At 59.3% G+C, this 25,384-nt stretch carries 23 protein-coding genes; 18 read left to right on the top strand and 5 right to left on the bottom strand.

What is annotated here, in order from left to right; all coding sequences use genetic code 11:
- Position 1: 1 nt before the first annotated feature.
- Positions 2 to 916 (bottom strand): 23S rRNA (adenine(1618)-N(6))-methyltransferase RlmF, encoded by a 915-nt coding sequence (gene rlmF / locus SOM40_RS06765; protein WP_262673069.1) that lies wholly within the window; start codon positions 914 to 916, stop codon positions 2 to 4.
- A gap of 242 nt (positions 917 to 1,158) precedes the next feature.
- Between rlmF and mcbA the strand changes: the two genes are divergently transcribed.
- The 5 genes from mcbA (at position 1,159) to ybiJ (ending at position 5,583) form a co-directional block, all read left to right on the top strand.
- Complete coding sequence (gene mcbA, locus SOM40_RS06760) at positions 1,159 to 1,419, top strand: DUF1471 family periplasmic protein McbA (protein ID WP_106992447.1); 261 nt, start codon at positions 1,159 to 1,161, stop codon at positions 1,417 to 1,419.
- A 274-nt stretch (positions 1,420 to 1,693) separates the two neighbouring features.
- Positions 1,694 to 3,979 (top strand): catecholate siderophore receptor Fiu, encoded by a 2,286-nt coding sequence (locus tag SOM40_RS06755; protein WP_320530717.1) that lies wholly within the window; start codon positions 1,694 to 1,696, stop codon positions 3,977 to 3,979.
- A 41-nt stretch (positions 3,980 to 4,020) separates the two neighbouring features.
- Positions 4,021 to 4,698, top strand: a complete 678-nt coding sequence (gene ybiX, locus SOM40_RS06750; RefSeq protein WP_106992445.1) for a PKHD-type hydroxylase YbiX — start codon at positions 4,021 to 4,023, stop codon at positions 4,696 to 4,698.
- A gap of 72 nt (positions 4,699 to 4,770) precedes the next feature.
- Positions 4,771 to 5,037 (top strand): DksA/TraR family C4-type zinc finger protein, encoded by a 267-nt coding sequence (locus tag SOM40_RS06745; RefSeq protein WP_106992444.1) that lies wholly within the window; start codon positions 4,771 to 4,773, stop codon positions 5,035 to 5,037.
- Positions 5,038 to 5,322: 285 nt separating this feature from the next.
- A complete protein-coding gene (gene ybiJ, locus SOM40_RS06740) occupies positions 5,323 to 5,583 on the top strand; it encodes a DUF1471 family protein YbiJ (RefSeq protein WP_106992443.1) in 261 nt (86 codons plus the stop codon).
- Between the two features lie 112 nt (positions 5,584 to 5,695).
- Here ybiJ and ybiB read toward each other — a convergent pair whose 3' ends face one another.
- The gene (gene ybiB, locus SOM40_RS06735) at positions 5,696 to 6,661 is read right to left on the bottom strand and encodes a DNA-binding protein YbiB (RefSeq protein WP_106992442.1); all 966 of its coding nucleotides are present in this window, start codon (positions 6,659 to 6,661) and stop codon (positions 5,696 to 5,698) included.
- A 278-nt stretch (positions 6,662 to 6,939) separates the two neighbouring features.
- Here ybiB and SOM40_RS06730 point away from each other — a divergent pair, with 278 nt between their 5' ends.
- Genes SOM40_RS06730 through SOM40_RS06710 form a run of 5 tightly spaced genes read left to right on the top strand, consistent with a single transcriptional unit; the run spans position 6,940 to position 12,270 of the window.
- A complete protein-coding gene (locus SOM40_RS06730) occupies positions 6,940 to 7,476 on the top strand; it encodes a fimbrial protein (protein ID WP_166181918.1) in 537 nt (178 codons plus the stop codon).
- A 56-nt stretch (positions 7,477 to 7,532) separates the two neighbouring features.
- Positions 7,533 to 8,207, top strand: coding sequence for a fimbrial biogenesis chaperone (locus SOM40_RS06725; RefSeq protein WP_106992440.1), 675 nt, complete (start codon positions 7,533 to 7,535; stop codon positions 8,205 to 8,207).
- 7 nt (positions 8,208 to 8,214) lie between these two features.
- On the top strand, positions 8,215 to 10,755 hold the full coding sequence (locus SOM40_RS06720; RefSeq protein WP_320530718.1) for a fimbria/pilus outer membrane usher protein: 2,541 nt from the start codon (positions 8,215 to 8,217) through the stop codon (positions 10,753 to 10,755).
- Positions 10,756 to 10,771: 16 nt separating this feature from the next.
- Complete coding sequence (locus SOM40_RS06715) at positions 10,772 to 11,761, top strand: fimbrial protein (protein WP_106992438.1); 990 nt, start codon at positions 10,772 to 10,774, stop codon at positions 11,759 to 11,761.
- 8 nt (positions 11,762 to 11,769) lie between these two features.
- Positions 11,770 to 12,270, top strand: coding sequence for a fimbrial protein (locus SOM40_RS06710; protein WP_225759256.1), 501 nt, complete (start codon positions 11,770 to 11,772; stop codon positions 12,268 to 12,270).
- On the opposite strand, the gene dinG is transcribed toward SOM40_RS06710, so the two are convergent.
- The gene (gene dinG, locus SOM40_RS06705) at positions 12,257 to 14,434 is read right to left on the bottom strand and encodes an ATP-dependent DNA helicase DinG (protein WP_320530719.1); all 2,178 of its coding nucleotides are present in this window, start codon (positions 14,432 to 14,434) and stop codon (positions 12,257 to 12,259) included. The genes SOM40_RS06710 and dinG overlap by 14 nt on opposite strands.
- A gap of 95 nt (positions 14,435 to 14,529) precedes the next feature.
- Complete coding sequence (rhlE, locus tag SOM40_RS06700) at positions 14,530 to 15,912, bottom strand: ATP-dependent RNA helicase RhlE (protein WP_320530720.1); 1,383 nt, start codon at positions 15,910 to 15,912, stop codon at positions 14,530 to 14,532.
- Between the two features lie 271 nt (positions 15,913 to 16,183).
- Between rhlE and cecR the strand changes: the two genes are divergently transcribed.
- From cecR to SOM40_RS06675, 5 genes are all read left to right on the top strand, one after another.
- Positions 16,184 to 16,861: a transcriptional regulator CecR gene (gene cecR / locus SOM40_RS06695; protein ID WP_225759258.1), complete on the top strand. Its 678-nt coding sequence runs from the start codon at positions 16,184 to 16,186 to the stop codon at positions 16,859 to 16,861.
- Entirely contained in the window at positions 16,858 to 17,850 is a 993-nt protein-coding gene (hlyD, locus tag SOM40_RS06690) for a secretion protein HlyD (RefSeq protein ID WP_106992433.1), read from the top strand. The genes cecR and hlyD overlap by 4 nt, the downstream gene beginning before the upstream one ends.
- Positions 17,843 to 19,579 (top strand): ATP-binding cassette domain-containing protein, encoded by a 1,737-nt coding sequence (locus SOM40_RS06685; protein WP_320530783.1) that lies wholly within the window; start codon positions 17,843 to 17,845, stop codon positions 19,577 to 19,579. Before hlyD ends, SOM40_RS06685 begins: the two co-directional genes overlap by 8 nt.
- The gene (locus SOM40_RS06680) at positions 19,572 to 20,705 is read left to right on the top strand and encodes an ABC transporter permease (protein ID WP_106992432.1); all 1,134 of its coding nucleotides are present in this window, start codon (positions 19,572 to 19,574) and stop codon (positions 20,703 to 20,705) included. Before SOM40_RS06685 ends, SOM40_RS06680 begins: the two co-directional genes overlap by 8 nt.
- A gap of 88 nt (positions 20,706 to 20,793) precedes the next feature.
- Entirely contained in the window at positions 20,794 to 21,900 is a 1,107-nt protein-coding gene (locus SOM40_RS06675; RefSeq protein ID WP_225759259.1) for an ABC transporter permease, read from the top strand.
- Here SOM40_RS06675 and SOM40_RS06670 read toward each other — a convergent pair.
- A complete protein-coding gene (locus tag SOM40_RS06670) occupies positions 21,862 to 22,272 on the bottom strand; it encodes a YbhQ family protein (RefSeq protein ID WP_106992430.1) in 411 nt (136 codons plus the stop codon). The two genes, SOM40_RS06675 and SOM40_RS06670, sit on opposite strands and share 39 nt — an antisense overlap.
- 132 nt (positions 22,273 to 22,404) lie before the next feature.
- Here SOM40_RS06670 and SOM40_RS06665 point away from each other — a divergent pair, with 132 nt between their 5' ends.
- From SOM40_RS06665 to SOM40_RS06655, 3 genes are read left to right on the top strand one after another with little or no spacing between them, the layout of a single operon-like run.
- A complete protein-coding gene (locus SOM40_RS06665; protein WP_166181909.1) occupies positions 22,405 to 23,166 on the top strand; it encodes an endonuclease/exonuclease/phosphatase family protein in 762 nt (253 codons plus the stop codon).
- Positions 23,163 to 24,404 carry a cardiolipin synthase ClsB gene (gene clsB / locus SOM40_RS06660; RefSeq protein ID WP_106992428.1) on the top strand — a complete coding sequence of 414 codons (1,242 nt, stop codon included), beginning with the start codon at positions 23,163 to 23,165 and terminating at the stop codon, positions 24,402 to 24,404. The genes SOM40_RS06665 and clsB overlap by 4 nt, the downstream gene beginning before the upstream one ends.
- Positions 24,404 to 25,366, top strand: coding sequence for a lysylphosphatidylglycerol synthase transmembrane domain-containing protein (locus tag SOM40_RS06655; protein ID WP_225759261.1), 963 nt, complete (start codon positions 24,404 to 24,406; stop codon positions 25,364 to 25,366). The genes clsB and SOM40_RS06655 overlap by 1 nt, the downstream gene beginning before the upstream one ends.
- Positions 25,367 to 25,384: the final 18 nt, after the last annotated feature.

Below are 25,384 nucleotides of genomic sequence, written 5' to 3'. Positions count from 1 at the left end.
GTTAACGCTGGCGGCGTTTGTCGTTATCCATAAAGGTCCAGGCGATAAAGCGGCTCTGCTTTTGACCCTGGGCCATCTCTTTTTTCACCACCTTCACCGCGCCGACGTCCGTCAGGGCGCGATACAGCGGCGGCAGGTTTTCGCTGCGCGAGACCAGAGTAGTAAACCACTTCACCTGACGGGCAAACTGGGCGCTCTCGGCAATCATCTTCTTGATAAAGGCCACTTCGCCCCCTTCGCACCACAGCTCCTGCTGCTGGCCGCCAAAGTTCAGCGCGGCATCGGCCGCCTGGCCGAGGTTGCGGCGCTTACGCTCGCTGCCCGCCCGGGCGGTTTCCGCCGAATCGTGGAACGGCGGGTTGCACAGGGTGGCATCGTACTGTTCGTTTTTATGGATCACCCCGGCAAAAATGGCGGAAGCCTCTTTCTGGCGGCGCAGACGAATGGCGCGGGCCATACCGGGGTTGCCATTAATGATGGCGGTGGCGTTGGCAAATGCCTGCGGGTCCACTTCGCTGCCGGTGAAGCGCCAGCCATATTCATGCACGCCAATCAGGGGGTAGATCAGGTTGGAGCCGGTTCCGATGTCGAGGATCGTCGCCTGGGCAGGTACCGCGCCGTTATTCCCTTCCGCCAGCAGATCGGCAAGATGGTGAATGTAGTCAGCACGTCCCGGTACCGGCGGACAGAGGTAGCCCTCCGGAATATCCCACTGCGCCACGCCGTAGAAATGCATCAGCAGTGCTTTGTTCAGCGTCTTCACCGCCTGCGGATCGGCAAAGTTCACCGTCGGCTCGCCCGTCGGGGTTTGGGTGATAAATTCGCGTAGTGCCGGACAGCTCTCGCATAAGGCATTCATATCGTAACGGCTGCGGTGGCGGTTGCGTGGGTGCAACCCCGGCTTCTCGGGTGTCATGGCGTTCTCCTGTAAACAGCGGCGTAAGATACCCCTTGCGGGCGCAACGGTAAATATTTCTCTGCGCCGCAGAATAAAACACCGAAAATCAGTGACCTGTATGTAGTTGATTTGTCATAAAATTGTCAAAAAATGTTGTTCAAAAAATAAGCAGATCATCATCAATTTTTTGCACTAAATCACACTCTGACCCGTTCTACACTTAGTGTGCATCACCCCGTTGTCAATCAGAGGAAGTGATTATGAAAAAATACCTGGTAATGCTCGCTGCCGCTTCACTGGCAGGCGCGTCGTTTGCTGCATGGTCGATTGAATCACTCAGCAGCAGCGACACCGGCCAACTCAGGCCAGCCGGAACGGTGCAGGCTTCGGGCGCACGTAACCTCGACGACCTGCAGGATAAACTGGCTGAAAAAGCGCGTGAACAAGGTGCCAAAGGCTATATTGTTAACTCTGCCAGCGGCGACAACACCATGTTTGGTACTGCCACCATCTACAAATAGTCTCCCCGCTCTGCACTACATACTGCATCCTCTGGGGTGCAGTTCGTTTTTTGCCCAAAATCCACTTTGTGAAGTTTTTTAGCAGAGAATGTAAATTTACGTATTTCATTTTGTTTACGAGAGTGATAAAAAGTCACGCCAAATGATAATGTTTATCACAATTATTATCATTTGTAGGTTCATTACGGATATTCACGTGGCACAGGAAAAGGCACAGTCCTGCCTGACACCGTAATGGAAACTCGATTCTAAAAATTATAAGTCGCTAAACAATATGGATAAAAATCGCAACGTTCCGAATAGCTTCAGCTCGCTGACCTTTTTTGCGGGGCTGTGTATCGGTCTCTCCCCGGTAGCGAGTGCGCTTGCTGCTGATAATAACGAGAACAAAACTGACGACACCCTGGTGGTGGAAGCGGCCCAGCCTTCGCTCTATGCGCCGCAAAAGTCTGCCGACGCGAAGTTCAGCCGCCCGGTGGCCGATACCACTCGCACCATGACCGTGATTTCCGAGCAGGTGCTGAAGGATCAGGGCACCACCAACCTGACCGACGCCCTGAAAAACGTCCCGGGCGTGGGGGCCTTCTTTGCCGGTGAAAACGGCAACTCCACCACCGGCGACGCGGTGTACATGCGCGGCGTGGACACCTCAAACAGCATCTACGTGGACGGGATCCGCGACATCAGCACCACCACGCGCGACACCTTCAATACCGAACAGGTCGAAGTGATTAAAGGCCCCTCCGGCAGCGACTACGGACGTAGCGCCCCCAGCGGTTCGATCAATATGATCAGCAAGCAGCCGCGTCTGGACTCAGGCATTGATGCCTCCGCCAGCATCGGCAGCGCGTACATGCGTCGCGGGACGATCGACATCAACCAGGTGATGGGTGATACCTCAGCGTTTCGTCTGAACCTGATGGGGGAAAAGACCCACGACGAAGGGCGCGATAACGTCAAAAACGAACGCTACGGCGTGGCCCCTTCCCTCGCCTTTGGCCTGGGGACGGAGAACCGTCTGTATCTGAACTACCTGCACGTGACCCAGCACAACACCCCGGATGGCGGCATCCCGACCATCGGGCTGCCGGGCTACTCTGCGCCATCGGCGGGCACCGCGGCGCTGAACCACTCCGGCAAGGTGGACACCAGCAACTTCTACGGCACCGATTCCGATTACGACGACTCCACCTCCGACACCGCCACGATGCGCTTTGAGCATGACTTCAACGACAATACTACCATGCGTAACACCACGCGCTGGTCGCGGGTGAAGCAGGATTATCTGATGACTGCGGTGATGGGCGGAGCCAGCAACATCACTCAGCCAAATCGTAACGATGTGGATACCTGGACCTGGTCGCGTAACGCCAACACCAAAGATGTCAGCAATAAGATCCTGACCAACCAGACCAACCTGACAACGAAGTTCTATACCGGCAGCGTCGGGCACGATATCAGCACCGGGGTGGAGTTCACCCGCGAAACCCAGACCAATTACGGCGTGGATGCCATCACTCCACCGCCGGTGAATATCTATCACCCGAGCAGCAGTGTCAGCCTGGGCGGCCTGAACAACAGCGGGGCCAACGCCAACGGCCGGACCGACACCTTTGGCCTGTACGCCTTCGATACGCTGCAAATCACCCGTGATTTTGAGCTGAACGGCGGCATTCGTCTCGACACCTACCATACCGAGTATGACAGCGCCAGCATCTGCGGCGGCACGGGTCGCGGGGCGGTTGCCTGCCCGGCCGGCACGCCAAAAGGTTCCCCGGTCACTACCGTGGATACCGCCACCTCGGGCAACCTGGTCAACTGGAAAGCCGGTGCGCTCTATCATCTGACCGAGCACGGCAACGTCTACGTCAACTACGCTATTTCCCAGCAACCGCCGGGCGGGAATAACTTTGCCCTGGCCCAGGGCGGCACCGGCAGCAGCGCCAACCGCACCGACTTTAAACCGCAGAAGGCCAAGACCAGCGAGCTGGGGACCAAGTGGGAAGTGCTGGATAAACGTCTCCTGCTGACCGCGGCGATCTTCCGCACCGACATCGAAAACGAAGTCGAGCAGAATGATGACGGAACTTACTCGCAGTACGGTAAAAAACGTATTGAAGGTTATGAACTCTCTGCCGCGGGCAACATCACCCCGGCCTGGCAGGTGATCGGCGGTTATACCCAGCAGCGTGCCAGCGTGCGCACCGGCAATGACGTGGCCCAGGATGGCACCTCTTCCCTGCCGTATACCCCGGAACATGCCTTCACCCTGTGGAGCCAGTACCAGGCCACGGATGCGATCTCCGTGGGTGCCGGTGGGCGCTATATCGGCAGCATGCACCGTGGCTCTGACGGTGCGGTCGGTACCCCGTCCTTCACCGAAGGCTACTGGGTGGCAGATGCCAAACTGGGCTATCGCGTCAACCGCAACCTCGATATGCAGCTCAACGTCTACAACCTGTTTGATGAAGACTATGTCGCCTCCATCAACAAGAGTGGCTACCGTTACCATCCGGGCGAGCCGCGCACCTTTATGCTGACGGCGAACATGCACTTCTGATCCCGCGTGGGGCTTCGGCCCCACCTTTCGGAGAACTTTTTATGATGTATCACATTCCGGGCGTGCTGAACCCCGATGAGGTGGCGCAGTTTCGCGCTCAGCTGGATCAGGCCCCGTGGATCGACGGCCGCGCTACCGTGGGCAACCAGGGGGCGCAGGTCAAAAACAACCAGCAGGTCGACACTCAAAGCCCGCTCTACGCCACCCTGCAGGCGGCAGTGTTGCAGGCGGTGAATCAGCACGCGCTCTTTTTTGCCGCCGCCCTGCCGCGCCAGATCTCCAGCCCGCTGTTTAACCGCTATCAGCAGCAGGAGACCTACGGCTTTCACGTTGACGGGGCGGTGCGCAGTCACCCGCAGAGCGGCTGGATGCGGACCGATCTCTCCGCGACCCTCTTTTTAAGCGAGCCCGACAGCTACGAGGGCGGGGAGCTGGTGGTAAACGACACTTACGGCCAGCACAGCGTCAAGCTTCCGGCGGGGGATCTGGTGCTCTACCCCTCCAGCAGCCTGCACTGCGTGACTCCGGTAACCGCTGGGGTACGGGTGGCTTCCTTTATGTGGATCCAGTCGATGATCCGTGACGATAAAAAGCGCGCCATGCTGTTCGACCTGGACCGCAACATCCAGGCCCTGCGCACCCGTCACGGTGAAAGCGATGAAGTGCTTTCCCTTCTCAACCTCTACCATAACCTGCTGCGTGAATGGTCTGAAATCTAGCCCTGCGCCTTGATTGTGCGTTTTTTCACCCCATAGTTACTGTACAGCGCAATATCCTGTCAGGAGGGGTGTATGGCTTCCGGTTGGGCGAATGATGACGCCGTTAACGAGCAGATCAACAGTACCATTGAAGATGCGGTGGCGCGGGCGCGGGGTGAAATTCCGCAGGGCGAGAGCCTGGAAAACTGCGAGGAGTGCGGGGAGCCGATCCCCGAGGCGCGGCGCAAAGCGGTGCCTGGCGTCCGGCTGTGTATCGCCTGCCAACAGGAGAAAGATTCACATAATGCGTCGCACGCAGGATATAATCGCAGAGGTTCGAAAGACAGCCAGTTGCGATGACTAGCCTGGCGGCAGCATCGCCACGCAAGCGGTTTCTTTTTTGTGCACGAATTTTCACCGCAGGTTTCGCAAAACGTGCCCTCACCGGCGCGTCTGTAAAGCGTATCGGCAAGAAACGTAAATCCATTCACTGAATTTATTAATATTCAATAACTTATTTGTCATTCAAATTTTTCGAACGATCTCGTCAATTCTCTTCGATTTTATCTCTCGCAAAAAAGCGTGATACTTATCACATCGACGGAACAACGTCCCCTTAACAGAATAACCTGCGAGATACGAACCATGAAAACCATCAAATATGCTGTTGCTGCTGTTGCTCTGACTACCCTCTCTTTCGGTGCTTTCGCTGCGGAATCTTTGACCGCTGCCCAGGCAAACAGCATGAACAAAATCGGTGTGGTGAGTGCTGAAGGCGCGACCACGCTGGACGGTCTGGAAGCTCGCCTGGCGGCGAAAGCTGAAGAGGCTGGCGCGACCGGTTACACCATTACCTCCGCTAACACCAATAACAAACTGAGCGGTACTGCGGTTATTTACAAATAACCTGACCCTTATCTCTGCCCCGCTCGCCAGTTCGCTGGCGGGCTGCTCCAACCCTCATTGACCCTGTTGTTATTTTTTTGGCCCGTCCATCGCTGGACGGGCTTTTTTTTATCTAAAAACTCTGATTAACCCGCGCCAGCCCGGCGTCGACCGTCTCAACCTGACCGGTCGCCAGCAGGCAGCAGGCCATCTGCAGCTTCAGAGAGTGCGGTACCGCTTCGCGTCCGGCGAGGCAGCTCTCAATCCAGCGGGCGGTGGTTTCCGGATCTTTGGCCTGCGGCAGGGAGACATCGCTGTTCTCTTCCCCACGCTCCAGCACCACCCGGGTACCCGCCGTCGGATCGATCAGGGTTTGCTGCGGACAGCGCTGCGGGTTGGCATAGACCTCGCCTTCGGTACCGTGCATCAACAGCCCCCGGCCACCGATATCGGCAAAAAAGGTCGCCACCCGGGTGACATATTCCGGGTGCGAAACGCTGGAGAGCCGCAGGGCAGCATCTTCCGCAAAGGGGGTCGCCAGCTTGGCCAGGGTATGGGCGCTGTTACGCACCCCCATCCGCCAGCGCATCGCCAGCTGTTTCTCCAGCGGCGGGCACAGGGTGCCGATGGGAATATAGACCGGATGATGGCCGTCGAGCTTCGCCTGGGCCTGACCGCCGTGGCGGGTCGGCTCGATGCCCAGCAGGGTGAAAATGGTTTCGGTCAGCACGCGGGAGGGGTCCTCACTCACGCCGTGCACCACCACCGGGAAACCCAGCTTTTGCAGCAGTATCGCCAGCAGCGGAGTCAGGTTGGCCTGCTTGCGCGCGCCGTTATAGCTCGGGATCACCACCGGCATCGGCTTCGCCACCGGCGGCGTCAGGCGCAGGGTTTGGGCCTGCATCGCCTCATAGAAGCCGCGCATTTCGGCTTCGCCTTCACCCTTAATACGCAGCGCAATCAGAATGCCGCCCATCTCCAGCTCCGGCACTTCGCCGTTAAGCATCGCGGTATAGAGCGCCCGTGCGGTCTCCTGATCCAGGTCGCGCGCGTGGTTTTTCCCCCGCCCGACCTCTTTGATAATTTTGCGATAATCCACGTTGTTTCTCCTTGTGACATCTTATTAACACTATAGCGTTGATAAGGTGCCCCCGGACAGACATTTCTCTTATCGCTGCCGGGCGGCGATAACACCATCCCCTTGTAAATAAAGCAAAAATAAAAATTCAACTGTTAATGAAATCACTATTGACCCGGTCAATAGTTATCCATCAACGATTTATTCCGTAAATTAGCCCGGGATAAAAGTCGCCCCGCTTTTTTCATCAATTAATCACAACGGATGTTATTAACACCGGAATTCACTCAGGAATTATTATGCGTAAAATTGTCTCCGGCACCTTTATTGCCACTGCATTGTGTTGTTCTGTTTCTGCCTGGGCTGCGAACAGCGGCGAGGGGCAAGTTAATTTCACCGGCGAAATCATCGACTCCGCCTGCCAGGTGGTGAATGGCGTCAGCAGCCCGCTGGATGTCTCGCTGGGCAAAGTCTCGCAAACGGCCTTTACCGGTTCAGGCTCCACCACCTCGACCACCCGTTTTGATATCCAGCTGAAAGACTGCCCGGAAACCATCACCAGCGCGGCGATCACCTTTGGTGGTTCTGCGGACGGTACCAATGCCAACGTGCTGGCCGTCACTCCGGGTACCGGTGCCGCGACCGGTGTTGGTATTCAGCTGCTGGATAAAACAGAAAATCCACTGAGCCTGTATACCGCCTCCACCAGCTATACGCTGCAGTCCGGCACGACCACTAACGACCTGGTATTTGGCGCACGCTATATCCAGACCGGCAGCACCATCACCGCCGGCCCGGCTAACGCCGTCTCCACCTTTACCGTCATGTACAACTAATCCTGCGACGCCTGGCCGCAGGGCCAGGCAGCGTCAGCTTTATTCAGAGCCTCGCCATGCGTAAATCTATTTTCATCGCCTCCCTGTTAGTCATGACCACCGCCGCGCACGCCGGGGTGATTATCGAAGGGACCCGTTTAATTTATCAGGGAGATAAAAAAGAAGCGTCGTTGGGGCTCTCCAACCCGGATAACCTCGACTACCTGGTGCAGTCCTGGGTAGAGAGCGCCGACAATGCGCGGGATAACGCGCCGTTTCTCATCACCCCGCCGCTGTTTCGCCTCGACGGCAAACAGGACAACATCCTGCGCGTGGTGCGAACCGGGGGCAATCTGCCGACCGATCGCGAATCGCTCTACTGGCTGAATATCAAATCCATTCCGTCAACCAACCACGACGAGAGCAATAACACCCTGCAAATCGCCATTAAGACGCGGATCAAACTGATCTATCGCCCGACGGGAATTAGCGGCAAACCGGATGAGGTGGCGGAGAAATTACGCTGGCATAAACAGGGCAATACCCTGGTGGTGAGCAACCCGACGCCGTTTTATATGAACTTCCAGGCGATCACCGTCGGCGGTAAAAAAGTCAGCAATGTGACCTGGGTGGCACCCGACAGCGACGCGCACTTTGCCGTCCCGGGCGGCATCACCGGGAGCACGGTTTCCTGGAAAATCATTAACGACTATGGTGCGGTGAGCCACGCCTGGTCTGCGCCATTGCAATAAGTCCACCATGGCCTGGGACTACTCCACCAAAGCGCCGCGTAAAACCGCGCACAGCCTGCTGATTGCGCTGGGCTGCGCGGCGCTGAGCTTTTGCGTCCAGCAGGTGCTGGCGGAGGATTATTTCAACCCGGCGCTGCTGGACATCGACACCCCCGGGCAGGGCAAAACCGACCTCTCGGTGTATGAGAAGGGTCCGGGTATCGCGCCGGGGAGTTATCAGGTGGATGTCTATGTGAATAACAACAAAGTGGCCAACCGAAAGATCGCCTTTGGCCTGCAACAGTCGGCCACCGGCCCGGCCACCCTGCAACCTTGTCTGTCAGTAGACACCCTCAAAAGCCTGGGTATCCAGAGCGATAAATTCAGCGTCACAAAGAATGACGACTGTGTCGATCTCTCTGGGTTACCTGCCGCCAGCGCCACCTTCCGACCCGGCCAGCAGCAGCTGCTGCTGAGTATCCCCCAGGCGGCCATCACCCCGGTGCCTCACGGGTACGTGGCGCCGGAAGAGATGGACAACGGCATCAACGCCTTCCTGCTGAACTACAGCTACTCCGCCGGGGACAGCCGCAGCCGGGGTGAAGAGGGTGGCCACCAGCGCAATGAGTACCTGAACCTGCGCCCGGGGCTGAACCTCGGGGCCTGGCGCCTGCGCAACTACTCCACCTGGAGCCAGACTCAGGACGACCGCACCACCCAGCGCGAGTTCTCCTCGGTCTACAGCTACGCCCAGCGCAATATTCTGTCGCTGGGCAGCGTCGTCACCCTCGGACAAAGCACCACTCCCTCCGACGTGTTTGATGGCCTGTCATTCACCGGGGCGCAGATCGCCTCCGACGACGACATGCTGCCGGACAGCCTGAAAGGCTTTGCCCCGCGCATTCGCGGCGTGGCGCACAGCAACGCCGAGGTGGTGGTGCGCCAGAACGGCTACGTGATCTATCAGAACTATGTCGCCCCCGGCGCGTTCGAGATTAACGACCTCTACCCTACCGGCGGCAGCGGCGATCTGAACGTCACCGTCAAAGAGACCGACGGCAGCGAGCAGCACTTCGTGGTGCCTTACGCCTCGGTACCGGTGTTGCAGCGTGAAGGCCGGTTCAAATACAGCCTGACCGGCGGGCGCTACCGCAGCTATGACCACAGCGTGGAGCAGACCCCGTTCCTGCAGGGCACCGGGATCTACGGCCTGCCCTGGGACATCACCGCCTATGGCGGGATCCAGACCAGCCAGTATTACGATGCCCTGGCGATCGGCAGCGGGAAAAACATCGGCGATTGGGGAGCGTTTTCGGTGGATATGACCGCGGCGAAATCACAGATGCAGGGGCAAAAAACCACCCGGGGCCGCGCCTGGCGGGTGCGCTACAGCAAAGATTTTTCCACCACCGGCACCCACTTTACGGTGGCCGGGTATCGCTACAACAGCGCCGGATTTAACACCATGGGGGATGTGTTTGACTCCCACACCCATGACGACGACTGGACGCCCGCCGACAGGCGGCGCAACCGTCAGGAGGCGACTCTCGATCAGTCCCTGGGCGATTCCTTTGGGTCGATGACCTTAAGCCTGGTGAAAGAGAATTACTGGCACAGCGATCAGAGCATGACCTCGCTGAGCCTCGGCTATAACGGCAGCTGGCACGGCATCAGCTACGGCATCAACTATGGCCTGAGCAAAAACACTCAGGATGAAGATGACGATAACCAGCGGGAGAACGAGCAGACCTTCGGCTTTAACGTCTCCGTTCCGCTGGATCGCTGGCTGAGCAACACCTGGGTCAATTACACCCTTAACAACAGCAAGCATGACACCAGCCAGAGCGTCGGCCTGAACGGCACCGCCCTGGCAGACAATAACCTCAGCTGGGGGGTGCAGCAGGGCCACAGCCAGGCTTCCGGCTACAGCACCAATCTGAACAGCGATTACAAAGCCACTTACGGCGAAATGACGGCGGGCTATTCCCAGGATAACCAGCAGCGCCAGCTCAACCTCGGGGTGCAGGGCAGCATGATTGTTCATGCCCACGGCGTCACCTTCGGCCTGCCAATGGGGGATACCGTCGCCCTGGTGGAGGCACCGGGAGCCAGCGGGACCGGGATCGACAACCAGACCGGGGTCAAAACCGACTCTCGCGGCTACGCCATCGTGCCTTACGTCACGCCGTACCATCACAACACCGTGGCGCTGAATACCGAGAGCCTGCCGGCGGGGGCCGACGTCGGCCAGGCGGCCAAAGTGATCACCCCAACCCGGGGGGCGATTGTGCGAACCCACTTTGATACCCGCGTCGGCAGCCGGGTACTGCTGACCCTTACCCGCGCCGACGGTCGTCCGGTGCCCTTTGGCGCCACGGCGGCCCCGGCCCATGACAGCGGTGAGTTTATCGTTGGCGATGGCGGCCAGGTCTACCTGACCGGGATGCACGCCCGGGGCAGCGTCAACGTCAGCTGGGGCAAAGGCGCAGGTGCGCACTGCTCCGCCCACTATCAACTGCCGTCCCGATCCGCTGACCCGGTGATTAGCGTCACCGCCCAGTGCTCCTGACGGCATCGAGGAAAAGATGAAACCCTTCCGCTACGGCTGTGTTCTGGCCCTGTTTGCCGCCCTGTTTCTGTTTATGCCGCAGGCGAAAGCGGCCTGCACAACATCCGATCTGCCCTGGACCGCCACGCCGGGGACGCTGACGGTGCCCACCACCCTCGGGATTGGCAATGCCGTCCCCGGCTCTGCCCTCTCGCACAGGGTGCAAGGCCACTGTGATGCCGCCGACAGCGGCAAGCCGATCACCGCCTGCCATCTTGGCGAAGGCGAGGAAGTGCCGGGAATGCCGGGGGTTTATCGCAGCGGTATCGAGGGGATAGGTATTGAACTGCTGAACAGCGCCGGACAGCCGGTGCGCGGCCGCGCCGCCCACTGCGACAGCCGCAGCACGCCGCTGGGGTACGTCAGCAGTGACGGCTCCGGCAGCTTTAATGTCTCCCTGACGATGCAGCTGATCAAAACCGCGAGCACTACCGGAGAACATGCGTCGACGACGGTGCACAACGGCATCTGGTCGCTGGGGATCTACCCGGACCAGCAGCTCGGCGAGCTGAATGCCGTGCGCTACGGCGGCAGTCTGGCGCTGAAGGCCACCACCTGCTCGGTCGATCCCAAAAGCCTGGTCATTATGCTGGGAGATTTCCCGGTCAGCCTCTTTACCCACGTCGGCAGCACCAGCGACTGGAAAAGCTTCAACCTGACGGCGACCTGTACCGACGCGGTGACCATGACCGCCCGCGTCACCAGCGTCAACGGCAGCACCTCGCTCGGGGACGGCAATGACGTGCTGAACCTGACCCCGGGCAGCGACAGCGCCACCGGTATCGGGGTGAAAATGCTGGTGGGCGGAGTAACGCTGCGCTACGACTATCCGATCCCCTTTGGCGACCAGACCGTGCCTAACCAGCCGTTCAACCTGCCCTTCCAGGTGCAGTATTACCAGACGGGCGCTCAGGCGACAGCCGGGCGAGCCAATACTCTTGCCACCATCGACATTGAATACCAGTGAGATCCCCGATGAAATATGTAGCCCTGATCGTACTGCTGGCCAGCCTGCCCGCGACGGCCACTGACGTGATCCTCAGCATCAAAGGCAATATCTACGATACCGCCTGCGAGGTGGACAGCACCAGCCAGAACAAAGTGGTCGATCTCGGCCAGGCGGTGGCCAGTGATTTTAAAGCGGTGGGGGATACCGGGGTGTGGAAGGATTTTGATATCACCATCTCCCACTGCCCGCAAAGCCTGACCCTGGCGACGATTAACCTCGAGGGGCAACGCGACAAACTGCACCCGTTTAAGTTCGCCAACACCGGCACCGCCAACGGGCTGGCGCTGGAGCTGGCAGACCGCACCGACTCGATCATTCTGGCCCCGGAGTCACGCTTTAATGCGGTGATCGACCCGGTGACCCACACCGCCGATTTCCCGATGGCGGCACGCTATTACGCCTCGCATACCCCGGTCAGCGCGGGTCAGTTCTCCAGCGTGGTGCAGTTTACCTTCACTTACCAGTAGGACCGCGCCTCTTAGCATGGATGCTTTTTTTACGCCCGGCGGCGAGTTTAGCCGGGCGTTTTTTTACCTCGGGCACCTCGGGCTGCTCGATAGGAAAGATCGGCAGGGCATTCAGCAGGCGCTTGCCATAGTTTTTGGTCAGCAGGCGTTTATCGTAGATCACCACCTCGCCCCAGCAGCTGTGGCTGCGGATCAGACGCCCCACCTGCTGGATAAGGTTGAATGACGCCGCCGGCAGACTCTGCACTTCGAACGGGAAGCGATTCAGGCTTTTCAGCCACTCGCCCTCGGTGAGCACCACCGGGCTATCGATAGGCGGGAAGGCAATCTTGTGGATATGCACCTGGGTCAGGTAATCGCCTTTCAGATCCAGCCCTTCGGCAAAGGACTGAAGCCCCACCAGCACGCTGCGCTCGCCGCTGTCTATCCGTTTACGGTGCAGCTCCACCAGCCGGTAGCGGGGCTGATCCCCCTGCACCAGCAGGAGCAGGCGCAGATCGGTGACGAAGGTTAAAAACAGATTCATCGCCCGGGCGCTGGCGAACAGCACCAGCATCCCGGGATATTTTTTGCTTTCGAGCTGTTCGCGGAAGTACGCCGCCATCTCGGCCAGATGATTCTCTTCATTGTCGATCAGCGGTTCATGCTGCATGCGCGGGATCACCAGCTTGCCCTGCTCGCAGTGGTTGAACGGCGAGTCGAGGGCCACAAAGCGATCCCCTGCTTTCTCCTTCAGGCCGCTCATCTCCTGCAGCCGCGAGAAGCTGTTTAGCGAGCGTAATGTGGCGGAGGTGACCACCACATGCGGAACGCTGCGCCAGAGCAGCTTCTCCAACTGATCGCTGACCCGAATGCCCGCGCAGTGGAAGAAGAGATGCACCTGATTCTCTTTGACCTCCCGGGTCGCCCACTTGGTGACCGGCGCGCCGGAGGCCTGAGCCATCGACGCCAGTCGCCACAGCTTGCTCTGCCCTTCGAACATGCCGAGGGCGCGGTTCATCTGCAGCAGCACCCGGTGAACGCGCACCACGTCATGGGTGCCGGTTTTTTCACTGAGATCGTTTAAAAACAGCTCCGCCAGCCCGCGCAGCTTCTCGATAAGCTGCGCCAGCTCGCGACATATGGCCATGATCTCATCCGGCAGCTCGCCCATCTCAAAGCGGTGCTCCGCCTCCTGGGTGGCCGGGAGATAGAGATTGAGGATGTTATTCAGCGAGGCGATGTGGGTGTAGATGGTTTCGCAGTGCTCGCTGAGGCGCTCCGGGACCGCCAGCGGCGGGATGGTTTTCGGCCGGAACTGATCCATGCAGGTGGCGATCAACTTGCAGAACAGATCCAGCTGCAGGCGGAACCAGGGGGCGGTGATCTCGGCGCTCATCTCCAGCGCGTCGCGGGCGACATCCGGCAGATGGTGGCCTTCATCCAGCACCAGCAGCAGGTGTTTCGGGTCCGGCAATACCGATTCGCTCTCCATTGCCGCCATCACCAGCGCGTGGTTGGCGACCACCACTTCGGCCTCCTGGATCTCGCGGCGGGCGACAAAAAACGGGCATTCGCGGTAGTAGTGGCAGTTGCGGTTCAGGCAGCTGGCTTTGTCGGTGCTGAGCCTGCGCCACAGGTCATCGCCGATAGCCTGATCGGTGTGATCGCGCAGGCCGTCCCACTTGTAGCCGTCAAGATCGGTCTTCAGCTTCGCGCACTGCTCCTGCTCGGCCTTGTTGTTGGGAGTCAGCTCGTCATCAAGAAACGCCAGCAGATCCTGCTGGTTCGGTTCGCTGCTGGCCAGGGCCGCCAGGTTGCGCGGACAGACGTAGCGCCCGCGCCCGAAGGCGGCGGTAAAGCGTAGCTCGGGGATAATTTTGCGCAGCAGGGGCAGGTCTTTGCTGTAGATCTGATCCTGCAGGGCGACGTTGGCGGTGCTGACCACCAGCGTCTTTTGCTCTTCCCGGGCGATAGCGATGCCGGGGATTAGGTAGGACAAGGTTTTACCTACCCCGGTCGGGGCTTCAATTGCCAGATGTCGGCCCTCATCACCGGCGAGCGTTTTCGCCACATCGGCAATCATCTGCCGTTGCGGTGCGCGGGGAATAAAGTCGGGGATCTGCTGTTGTAGCGCCTTATACCAGGCGGCAATTTGCGCTTTCAGCGCGGCGGTTAAAGCCATGATGAACCTGAAATACTGTATAAACAGCCACTATTGTGGCACTTTCTTCAGCGGGCCGCAAAAGAAAAGCCCGGCTTTACGACCGGGCTTCCAGATTACTGTGCGCTGGCAGGTTTGCGCGGACGGCGTCGGCGCTGGCCTTCCCCTGCCGGTTTCGCGTCACCGTCACGGCGCGGTGGCTTGCTGGCCGCTTTCGGCGCGCCGCCTTCGCTACGGCGCGGCTGCTGCTGACCACGACCGCCGCCGCCCTGTCCGCGTCCACCGCCCTGACCACGACCGCCGCCCTGACCACGACCGCCGCCCTGACGACCGTTCTGGATCGGCTCGGCTTTGATTGACGGGTCAACGTCATAACCCTCGAGGGCAATGCGTGGGATCTCTTTCTTCAGCAGACGTTCAATGTCACGCAGGAGTTTGATTTCATCCACGCAGACCAGGGAGAGCGCTTCGCCGGTGGCCGCTGCGCGACCGGTACGGCCGATACGGTGAACGTAATCTTCCGGCACGTTCGGCAGCTCGTAGTTGACCACGTGCGGCAGCTCTTCGATGTCGAGGCCACGGGCAGCGATGTCGGTCGCTACCAGCACGCGGATATCGCCGGATTTAAAGTCTGCCAGCGCGCGGGTACGTGCCCCCTGGCTCTTGTTGCCGTGGATCGCCGCGCTGCGGATCCCATCTTTGTTCAGCTGTTCCGCCAGGTGGTTCGCGCCGTGCTTGGTACGGGTGAAGACCAGCACCTGCTGCCAGTTGCCCTCGCCAATCATCTGCGACAGCAGCTCGCGCTTACGCTTTTTGTCCACCATATGGACTTTCTGGGTCACCTGCTCGGAAGCGGTGTTGCGACGCGCGACTTCCACTTCCAGCGGGTTGTGCAGCAGTTTTTCTGCCAGGCCTTTGATCTCGTCGGAGAAGGTGGCGGAGAAGAGCAGGTTCTGACGGCGGGCCGGCAGTTTTGCCAGCACGCGGCGAATATCGTGGATGAAGCCCATGTCGAGCATGCGGTCAGCTTCGTCGAGGACCAGGATTTCCACGCTGTCGAGCTTGACGGCGTTCTGGTGTTCCAGATCGAGCAGACGGCCAGGGGTGGCGATGAGCACGTCCACGCCGCTGCGCAGTTTCATCATCTGTGGGTTAATGCTGACCCCACCGAACACCACCAGCGAGCGGATGTTGAGATAGCGGCTGTACTCACGCACGTTCTCACCCACCTGGGCGGCCAGTTCACGGGTCGGGGTCAGGATCAGGGCGCGCACCGGGCGACGGCCTTTGGCGTGCGACTCTTTCTGAATCAGGCGTTCCAGCAGCGGCAGGGTAAAGCCAGCGGTTTTACCGGTCCCGGTCTGGGCACTGGCCATCAGATCGCGACCCGCCAGCACGGCAGGAATGGCCTGCTGCTGAATTGGGGTAGGTTCGCGGTAGCCCTGCTCTTCTACAGCACGCAGAATTTCCGGGTTCAGGCCAAGGGTATCAAAAGACATAAAAACTCCGAACCGCCCCGACCATTTCAGGTGTAGTTTTCAGGGAGATAGTGACAAATAGAAGGACAAAAACCACAGTGTCGCGAAGCAGCGGAGTGTAACAGCTTTTGTGATGTGGCGCATAAAATATCCCGTAAACCGATGCATCCACGCTATTACGTAGGCCGGGCAAATGCAGTGCCGCCCGGCGCAACATTGAACAAGCGGACTGGACAAGCTCAAAAAACAGTCATAATCTTAATCAATCGATTGATTAACTTTTAGTGACACTATGAATCCGATCCCGACCACCACCAAGGGCGAACAGGCCAAAAGCCAGCTGATTGCCGCCGCGCTGGCGCAGTTTGGCGAATACGGGATGCACGCCACCACCCGCGACATTGCCGCTCAGGCGGGGCAGAACATCGCCGCGATCACCTACTATTTTGGCTCGAAAGAGGATCTCTACCTCGCCTGCGCCCAGTGGATCGCGGATTTCATCGGCACCAACTTTCGCCCCCATGTGGAGGCGGCTACCGCTCTGCTGGACGAGCCTGCCCCGGATCGCGCTGCCATCCGCGAATTGATCTTAACCGCCTGCAACAACATGATTCAGCTCCTGACCCATGACGATACGCTGAACCTGAGTAAGTTTATCTCACGGGAGCAACTCTCGCCTTCTGCCGCTTATCAGCTGGTGCACGATCAGGTTATCGCCCCGATGCACACCCATCTGACCCGGCTGGTGGCAGCCTACACCGGCCGCGATGCCAGTGACACGCAGACCATATTGCATACCCATGCCCTGCTGGGCGAAGTGCTCGCCTTTCGTCTCGGGCGGGAAACCATTTTATTACGTACCGGCTGGACCGAATTTGATGCGGACAAAGCCGCGCAGATAAGCCAGGTCATCACCTGCCACGTTGATCTGATCCTGCAAGGTTTAACCCAAAGGAGCCTGGAGTCATGAAAAAATCGGTTGTTATTCTTCTGGCAGTGGTGGTGCTGGCCGCCGGATTCGGTGGCTGGTGGTGGTATCAGAGCCAGCAGGATAAAACGTTAACCCTGTACGGCAACGTTGATATTCGCACCGTGAACATGAGCTTTCGCGTCGGCGGACGGCTGGCGTCGTTAACCGTGGATGAAGGGGATGCCATTACCGCCGGGCAGACCCTGGGCGAGCTGGATAAAGCCCCTTATCAGAACGCCCTGCTGCAGGCTCAGGCAGGGGTAGCCGTGGCTCAGGCGCAATACGATCTTATGCAGGCGGGCTACCGGGATGAAGAGGTGGCCCAGGCCGCCGCCGCCGTTAAGCAGGCGCAGGCCGCCTACGACTATGCGCAGAACTTCTTTAACCGTCAGCAGGGGCTGTGGAAAAGCCGCACCGTGTCGGCCAACGATCTGGAGAACGCCCGCTCCGCGCGCGACCAGGCTCTGGCGACGCTGAAATCCTCTCAGGACAAACTGCGCCAGTACCGCTCCGGCAACCGCGAGCAGGATATCGCCCAGGCCAAAGCCAGCCTCGAACAGGCTCAGGCTCAGTTGGCCCAGGCACAACTGGATCTGCACGACACCACCCTGGTGGCCCCTGCCAACGGCACCCTGCTGACCCGCGCCGTCGAGCCCGGCAGCATGCTGAACGCCGGCAGCACGGTGCTGACCCTGTCGTTAACCCGTCCGGTGTGGGTACGCGCCTATGTTAATGAAGCCAGTCTCGGGGAGGCAAAACCGGGCCGCGAGGTGCTGCTCTACACCGACGGTCGCCCGGATAAGCCTTACCGCGGCAAAATCGGCTTTGTCTCTCCAACCGCCGAATTTACGCCAAAAACCGTCGAAACCCCGGACCTGCGTACCGACCTGGTCTATCGCCTGCGCATTATCGTCAACGATGCCGATGACGCCCTGCGCCAGGGGATGCCGGTGACGGTGAGCTTCGATGATGGTCAACGCCATGAATGACGCGGTGATCCAGCTCTCCGGCCTGGTCAAACGCTTTGCCGGGATGGACAAGCCCGCCGTCGCGCCGCTCGACTGCACGCTGCAGAAAGGCTACGTCACCGGGCTGGTGGGCCCGGACGGCGCAGGTAAAACTACCCTGATGCGAATGCTCGCCGGGCTGCTGAAGCCGGACGAAGGCACCGCCAGCGTCCTGGGACTGGACCCCATTAATGACGATCGCGCCCTGCACGCCATGCTGGGCTACATGCCGCAGAAGTTCGGGCTGTATGAAGATCTGACCGTGATGGAGAACCTGACCCTCTACGCCGACCTGCGCAGCGTCACCGGTGAGACGCGGGAGAAAACCTTCCAGCGTCTGCTGGAATTTACTTCCCTTGGCCCCTTCACCGACCGGCTGGCAGGCAAACTCTCCGGCGGGATGAAGCAGAAGCTGGGGCTGGCCTGCACCCTGGTCGGGGAGCCGAAGGTGCTGCTGCTGGACGAGCCGGGCGTTGGCGTGGATCCCATCTCCCGCCGCGAGCTGTGGCAGATGGTGCATGAGCTGGCGGGCGACGGGATGTTGATCCTCTGGAGCACTTCGTACCTCGACGAAGCGGAGCAGTGCCGGGACGTACTGCTGATGAACGAAGGGGCACTGCTCTATCAGGGTGACCCGACTAAGCTGACCCAGAGCATGACCGGGCGCAGCCTGCTATTGCACACGCCCCATGAGAACAACCGCCGCCTGCTGCAGCGGGTGTTGAAGCTGCCCCAGGTGAGCGACGGCATGATCCAGGGGAAATCGGTACGGGTGATCCTCAAAAAAGAGGCCAGCGCCGACGATCTGCGCCAGAGTGCGGATCTGCCGGATCTGACCATCGAGGAGACCGCCCCGCGCTTTGAAGATGCCTTTATCGATCTGCTCGGCGGCGCGGGCACGGCGGAGTCCCCGCTGGGGGCGATCCTGCATACCGTGGAGGGCACGCCGGGCGAAACGGTGATTGAAGCCAAATCCCTGACCAAAAAGTTCGGTGATTTTGCCGCGACGGATGACGTGAACTTTGCCGTGAAACGCGGGGAGATCTTTGGCCTGCTGGGCCCCAACGGCGCGGGCAAATCCACCACCTTCAAAATGATGTGCGGCCTGCTGGTGCCCACCGCCGGCAAGGCGCTGGTGCTGGATATGGATTTGAAAGTCAGCTCCGGCAAGGCGCGCCAGCATCTGGGCTATATGGCGCAAAAATTCTCCCTCTACGGCAACCTGACCGTAGGGCAGAACCTGCGCTTCTTCTCCGGTGTCTACGGCCTGCGCGGACGGGCGCAGGATGAGAAAATCAACCGCATGAGCGAGGCGTTTGGCCTGAGCACTATCGCCAGCCAGGCCACCGACGCGCTGCCGCTCGGGTTTAAGCAGCGGCTGGCGCTGGCCTGCTCCCTGATGCACGAGCCGGATATTCTGTTTCTCGATGAACCGACCTCCGGGGTCGATCCCCTCACCCGCCGCGAGTTCTGGCTGCATATCAACAGCATGGTGGAGAAAGGGGTCACCGTGATGGTCACCACCCACTTTATGGACGAGGCGGAGTATTGCGACCGCATCGGGCTGGTCTACCGCGGGAAGTTGATCGCCCACGGCACGCCTGACGATCTGAAAGCCCAGGTGGCGGATGAGCAGCAGCCCGACCCCACCATGGAGCAGGCGTTTATTACCCTGATTAACGACTGGGATAAGGAGCACGGCCATGTCTGATACCGCCCTCTCCTGGCGTCGGGTGCGCGCCCTGTGCATCAAAGAGACGCGACAGATTGTACGCGACCCGAGCAGCTGGCTGATTGCGGTGGTGATCCCCCTGCTGCTGCTGTTTATCTTTGGCTACGGGATTAACCTCGACTCCAGCAAGCTGCGGGTGGGGATCCTGCTGGAGCAGCGCAGCGAAGAGGCGCTCGACTTCACCCACGCCATGACCGGCTCGCCCTATATCGACGCCACCATCAGCGATAACCGCCAGCAGCTGGTCCAGATGATGCAGGCCGGGCGCATTCGTGGCCTGATTGTCATTCCGGTGGATTTCGCGGCCCGCATGGCGCGCCCGGGTGACACCGCCCCGATCCAGGTGATCACCGACGGCAGCGAGCCCAACACCGCCAACTTTGTGCAGGGCTACACCGAGGGGATTTGGCAGCTGTGGCAGATGCAGCGGGCGGAAGATCGGGGTGAAACGTTCGAGCCGCTGATTGACGTCCAGACCCGGTACTGGTTTAACCCGGCGGCCATCAGTCAGCACTTTATTATCCCCGGGGCGGTGACCATTATCATGACGGTGATCGGCGCGATCCTGACCTCGCTGGTGATCGCCCGCGAGTGGGAGCGCGGCACCATGGAGGCCCTGCTCTCCACCGAAGTGACGCGCACCGAGCTGCTGCTGTGCAAGCTAATCCCCTACTACTTCCTCGGGATGCTGGCGATGCTGCTCTGTATGCTTGTTGCTGTCTTCATCCTCGGGGTGCCGTACCGCGGCTCGCTGCTGGTGCTGTTTATTATTACCAGCCTGTTTTTACTCAGTACCCTGGGGATGGGGCTGTTGATCTCCACCGTCACCCGCAACCAGTTTAACGCCGCCCAGGTGGCGCTGAATGCCGCCTTCCTGCCGTCGATTATGCTGTCCGGGTTTATTTTCCAGATCGACAGTATGCCCGCAGCGATCCGCGCGGCGACCTACATTATCCCGGCGCGCTATTTCGTCAGCACCCTGCAAAGCCTGTTCCTGGCGGGCAATATCCCGGTGGTGCTGATTGTGAATCTGCTGTTTTTGATTGCCTCGGCGGTGATGTTTATCGGGCTGACGTGGATGAAAACTAAACGGCGATTAGATTAGGTTTCGCCCGGTGGCGCTACGCTTACCGGGCCTACGGGTCTTGTAGGCCGGGCAAACGCAGTGCCGCCCGGCGTTTTGAGGAGTGACTATGTTTTACCGTTTATGGACCTTGATCCGCAAAGAGCTGCAATCCCTGCTGCGCGAGCCGCAGACCCGGGCGATTTTGATTTTGCCGGTGCTGATCCAGGTGCTGCTGTTCCCGTGGGCGGCCACCCTGGAGGTGACCAACGCCACCATCGCCGTCTATAACGAAGATAACGGCAAACATTCGGTGGAGCTGACCCAGCGCTTTGCCCGCGCCAAAGCCTTTACCCACGTGCTGATCCTCAACAGCCCGCAGGAGATCCAGCCGACCATCGACACGCAAAAGGCGCTATTGCTGGTGCGCTTCCCGGCCGATTTCTCCCGCAATCTCGACACTCTGCAAACCGCCCCGATGCAGCTGATCCTCGACGGACGCAACTCCAACAGCGCCCAGATTGCCGCCAACTACCTGCAGCAGGTGGTGAAGGAGTATCAGCAGGAGCTGATGGAGGGCAAACCGAAACCGAACAACAGCGAGCTGGTGGTGCGCAACTGGTACAACCCGAACCTCGACTACAAATGGTTCGTGGTGCCATCGCTGATCGCCATGATCACCACCATCGGGGTGATGATTGTGACCTCGCTGTCGGTGGCCCGCGAGCGCGAACAGGGCACCCTGGATCAGCTGCTGGTCTCCCCGCTGGCGACCTGGCAGATCTTCGTCGGCAAAGCGGTTCCGGCGCTGATTGTCGCCACCTTCCAGGCCAGTATCGTGCTGGCGATTGGCATCTGGGCCTATCACATCCCCTTTGCCGGTTCGCTGGCACTGTTTTACTTCACGATGGTGATTTACGGGCTGTCGCTGGTGGGGTTTGGGCTGCTGATCTCGGCGCTGTGCTCAACCCAGCAGCAGGCGTTTATCGGGGTGTTTGTCTTTATGATGCCGGCGATCCTGCTCTCGGGCTATGTCTCGCCGGTAGAGAACATGCCGGTGTGGCTGCAGAACTTAACCTGGGTGAACCCGATCCGTCACTTCACCGATATCACCAAGCAGATCTATCTCAAGGATGCGAGTCTGGATATTGTCTGGGGGAGTTTGTGGCCGCTACTGGTGATAGCGGCCGTGACGGGATCAGTGGCGTACGCGATGTTTAGACGCAATATCGCGTAGCTTTTTATCTTTGGCTAACAGCGAAACGACCGCGGGTCCGGCAAGGATCGCCAGCCCTGCGACGGCCAGCAAATAGTTGTTTTGCAGCACGCGGGACAACAGCCACAACACGATGACGGCTGCACCAAAATACCAGGTGGTGGTCAGCTCTTCGAGCACATCCGCCACTTCGCGCCAGCGCTGATCATGATGACGCTGTAAAAAGAGCATTAACAGTACGGTAACGCCGTACAACACACATAATCCTAAGCCGACACGCACCAGGGCGCCGCTCATCCAGGCCATCACCAGTACGGCCACCACCAATAAATGCAACATAATCTGCCAACAACTGAGACCGGTCGCGACGCGTATGCGTTGTTGCCACTTCATGGCACTCTCCTGAAGGATTTTACTCTGCTTGTTCAGACTATCGCACTTTACGGAAAATTCCGTAACACAGCACCTTTTTGTGACGACGACTACACTTTATTTTCATCAGGATAGTGACGCGGGAAGGAGTGTATGGCCCAACAAACCCGGCATTTTTCGCTTAAAGTGTTAACGATCAACATTCATAAAGGATTCGCGGCTTTTAACCGCCGTTTCATTTTGCCCGAACTGCGCGACGCCGTACGTACCGTCAGCGCGGATATTGTCTGCCTGCAGGAGGTGATGGGCGCGCATGAAGTGCATCCGCTGCATGTGGAAAACTGGCCCGACACCAGCCACTACGAATTTCTCGCTGACACCATGTGGAGCGATTACGCCTACGGGCGCAATGCCGTCTACCCTGAAGGGCATCACGGCAATGCGATCCTCTCTCGCTATCCCATCGAACATTACGAAAATCACGATGTGTCGGTTGGCGAGAGCGAAAAACGCGGCCTGCTCTACTGCCGGGTAGCCGTGCCGGAGCTGGACATCCCCCTGCATGTGGCCTCGGTGCACCTGGGCCTGCGGGAAGCACATCGCCAGGCACAGCTGCAGATGATGGCCGACTGGGTCAACGCTCTGCCCGAGGGGGACCCGGTGGTGGTGGCCGGAGACTTTAACGACTGGCGTCAGCGCGCCAGCCATCCGCTGAAAGCGGAAGCTGGACTGGAGGAGGTGTTTACCCTTGCTCACGGCAAGCCAGCCCGTACCTTCCCGGTCAGGTTGCCGCTGCTGCGTCTCGATCGTATCTATGTCAAAAATGCCCATGCCAGCAGCCCGACCGCGCTGGCACTGAGTAACTGGCGTCACCTTTCCGACCATGCGCCGTTAAGTGCGGAGATTCATCTATGAAATGTTCATGGCAAAGCGGCAACCGAATAAAGCTGCTGGAAAATGGCGATCACTATTATCCGGCGGTATTTGCCGCCATTGAGAAAGCCGAGAGCCGGGTGTTCCTTGAGACGTTCATCTGGTTCGATGACAACGTGGGCCGCAAGCTGCATGCCGTCCTGCTGCGCGCCGCCCAGCGTGGCGTGCATATCGAAGTGCTGCTCGACGGCTACGGCTCCCCCGATCTCGACGACGATTTCGTCGGGGAGCTCACCGCGGCAGGGGTGGTGTTCCGTTACTACGATCCGCGCCCTCCTCTGTTAGGCATGCGTACCAACGTGTTCCGCCGTATGCACCGTAAAATTGTGGTGGTGGATGAGCAGGTGGCGTTTGTCGGCGGGATTAACTACTCCGCTGAACACATGTCTGACTACGGTCCGGAGGCAAAACAGGATTATGCCGTCCAGGTCGAAGGCCCGGTCGTGCAGGATATTTTGCAGTTTGTGGTAGAGAACCTGCCCGGCAAAGCCGCGGTGCGTCGCTGGTGGAAGCGGCGTCATCGCCCCGAAGAGAATGTTAAACCCGGTGAGGCGCAGGCGCTGTTTGTCTGGCGCGATAACGAAGAACACCGGGACGACATTGAGCGGCACTATCTCAAGATGCTGACCAACGCCCGGCGGGAAGTGATTATCGCCAACGCCTACTTCTTCCCTGGCTATCGCCTGTTGCACGCCATGCGTAATGCGGCGCGACGTGGGGTCAAGGTCAGACTGATTGTGCAGGGAGAGCCGGATATGCCGATTGTCACGGTGGGCGCACGCCTGCTGTACAACTATCTGGTGAAAGGCGGGGTAGAGATTTACGAATATCGCCGCCGTCCCCTGCATGGCAAGGTGGCGCTGATGGACGATCACTGGGTGACCGTCGGCTCCAGCAACCTCGACCCCCTCAGCCTGTCGCTGAACCTGGAGGCCAACCTGATTATTCACGATCGCGAGTTTAACCAGACCTTGCGCGACAATCTCACCGCCATCATTGCCGAAGATTGTGTGCGGGTGGATGAGACGATGGTGCCGAAACGCACCTGGTGGAATCTGGGTAAAAGCGTGGTGGTGTTCCACTTCCTGCGCCATTTCCCGGCGCTGGTGGGTTGGTTGCCGGCCCATACGCCGAAGCTGGCGCAGGTGCCGCCGCCGGTACAGCCCGAAATGGAGACCCAGGACCGGGTCGAAGCAGGTCATACGGGAGTGAAACCCTGATGAGCAAAAAACATTCGCGCTGGCGTCTGGCTAAAAAGATCCTCACCTGGGTATTTTTTATTGCCGTTGCAGTGCTGCTGGTGGTTTACGCGAAAAAGGTCGACTGGACTGAAGTCTGGAAGGTTATTCGTGACTATGACCGGGTCTCGCTGCTGAGCGCGATTGCGCTGGTGGTGGTGAGCTATCTGCTGTATGGCTGCTACGACCTGCTCGGGCGGCGCTACTGCGGGCATAAGCTGGCCAAACGCCAGGTGATGCTGGTGTCGTTTATCTGCTATGCCTTTAACCTGACCCTGAGCACCTGGGTGGGTGGCATCGGGATGCGCTACCGGCTTTACTCCCGCCTGGGACTGCCCAGCAGCACCATCACCCGCATCTTCTCCCTGAGCATCACCACTAACTGGCTGGGCTATATCCTGTTGGGTGGGGTGATCTTTACCGCCGGGGTGGTGCAACTGCCTGACCACTGGTACATCGACCAGACGACGCTGCGTATTCTTGGGGTAGTGTTGCTGCTGGTGATTGCGGTCTATTTGTGGGCCTGTGCATTTGCGAAGCGGCGCCATGTGACCATCAAAAAGCAAAAGCTGGTGCTCCCCTCATGGCGCTTTGCGTTAGCGCAGATGGGTATTTCAGCCGGTAACTGGATGGCAATGGGGGCGATTATCTGGCTGCTGTTGGGCGAAGATATTAACTACTTCTTCGTGCTGGGGGTGCTGCTGGTGAGCAGTATCGCCGGGGTGATTGTGCATATTCCCGCCGGGATCGGCGTGCTGGAAGCGGTGTTTATCGCCCTGCTGGCAGGGGAACATGTCTCTCATGGCGCCATTATCGCCGCCCTGCTGGCCTATCGCATGCTCTATTACTTCCTGCCGCTGGGGCTGGCAACAGTCTGTTATCTGGTGCTGGAGAGCCGGGCGAAGAAGCTGCGGGCCAAAAACGAGCAGCAGATGGCGAAGTGAAGGAGGAAAATGCCCGGC

The organism is Leclercia sp. CFBP8987, from assembly GCF_034044995.2.
Taxonomy (GTDB): domain Bacteria; phylum Pseudomonadota; class Gammaproteobacteria; order Enterobacterales; family Enterobacteriaceae; genus Enterobacter; species Enterobacter tamurae.
The sequence above is the reverse complement of the archived record's forward strand: the minus strand, read 5'-3'. Positions and strand labels throughout refer to the sequence as shown.

Bases quoted from the DNA above. Each gene is read 5' to 3' on its own strand.
- SOM40_RS06710 (WP_225759256.1), top strand. From the start codon at position 11,770: ATGAAATATGTAGCCCTGATCGTACTGCTGGCCAGCCTGCCCGCGACG.
- SOM40_RS06715 (WP_106992438.1), top strand. From the start codon at position 10,772: ATGAAACCCTTCCGCTACGGCTGTGTTCTGGCCCTGTTTGCCGCCCTG.
- dinG (WP_320530719.1), bottom strand. From the start codon at position 14,434: ATGGCTTTAACCGCCGCGCTGAAAGCGCAAATTGCCGCCTGGTATAAG.
- rhlE (WP_320530720.1), bottom strand. From the start codon at position 15,912: ATGTCTTTTGATACCCTTGGCCTGAACCCGGAAATTCTGCGTGCTGTA.
- SOM40_RS06755 (WP_320530717.1), top strand. From the start codon at position 1,694: ATGGATAAAAATCGCAACGTTCCGAATAGCTTCAGCTCGCTGACCTTT.
- SOM40_RS06745 (WP_106992444.1), top strand. From the start codon at position 4,771: ATGGCTTCCGGTTGGGCGAATGATGACGCCGTTAACGAGCAGATCAAC.
- hlyD (WP_106992433.1), top strand. From the start codon at position 16,858: ATGAAAAAATCGGTTGTTATTCTTCTGGCAGTGGTGGTGCTGGCCGCC.
- SOM40_RS06670 (WP_106992430.1), bottom strand. From the start codon at position 22,272: ATGAAGTGGCAACAACGCATACGCGTCGCGACCGGTCTCAGTTGTTGG.
- SOM40_RS06725 (WP_106992440.1), top strand. From the start codon at position 7,533: ATGCGTAAATCTATTTTCATCGCCTCCCTGTTAGTCATGACCACCGCC.
- SOM40_RS06680 (WP_106992432.1), top strand. From the start codon at position 19,572: ATGTCTGATACCGCCCTCTCCTGGCGTCGGGTGCGCGCCCTGTGCATC.
- SOM40_RS06655 (WP_225759261.1), top strand. From the start codon at position 24,404: ATGAGCAAAAAACATTCGCGCTGGCGTCTGGCTAAAAAGATCCTCACC.
- SOM40_RS06665 (WP_166181909.1), top strand. From the start codon at position 22,405: ATGGCCCAACAAACCCGGCATTTTTCGCTTAAAGTGTTAACGATCAAC.
- mcbA (WP_106992447.1), top strand. From the start codon at position 1,159: ATGAAAAAATACCTGGTAATGCTCGCTGCCGCTTCACTGGCAGGCGCG.
- SOM40_RS06720 (WP_320530718.1), top strand. From the start codon at position 8,215: ATGGCCTGGGACTACTCCACCAAAGCGCCGCGTAAAACCGCGCACAGC.
- cecR (WP_225759258.1), top strand. From the start codon at position 16,184: ATGAATCCGATCCCGACCACCACCAAGGGCGAACAGGCCAAAAGCCAG.
- SOM40_RS06685 (WP_320530783.1), top strand. From the start codon at position 17,843: ATGAATGACGCGGTGATCCAGCTCTCCGGCCTGGTCAAACGCTTTGCC.
- ybiX (WP_106992445.1), top strand. From the start codon at position 4,021: ATGATGTATCACATTCCGGGCGTGCTGAACCCCGATGAGGTGGCGCAG.
- SOM40_RS06730 (WP_166181918.1), top strand. From the start codon at position 6,940: ATGCGTAAAATTGTCTCCGGCACCTTTATTGCCACTGCATTGTGTTGT.
- SOM40_RS06675 (WP_225759259.1), top strand. From the start codon at position 20,794: ATGTTTTACCGTTTATGGACCTTGATCCGCAAAGAGCTGCAATCCCTG.
- clsB (WP_106992428.1), top strand. From the start codon at position 23,163: ATGAAATGTTCATGGCAAAGCGGCAACCGAATAAAGCTGCTGGAAAAT.
- ybiJ (WP_106992443.1), top strand. From the start codon at position 5,323: ATGAAAACCATCAAATATGCTGTTGCTGCTGTTGCTCTGACTACCCTC.
- rlmF (WP_262673069.1), bottom strand. From the start codon at position 916: ATGACACCCGAGAAGCCGGGGTTGCACCCACGCAACCGCCACCGCAGC.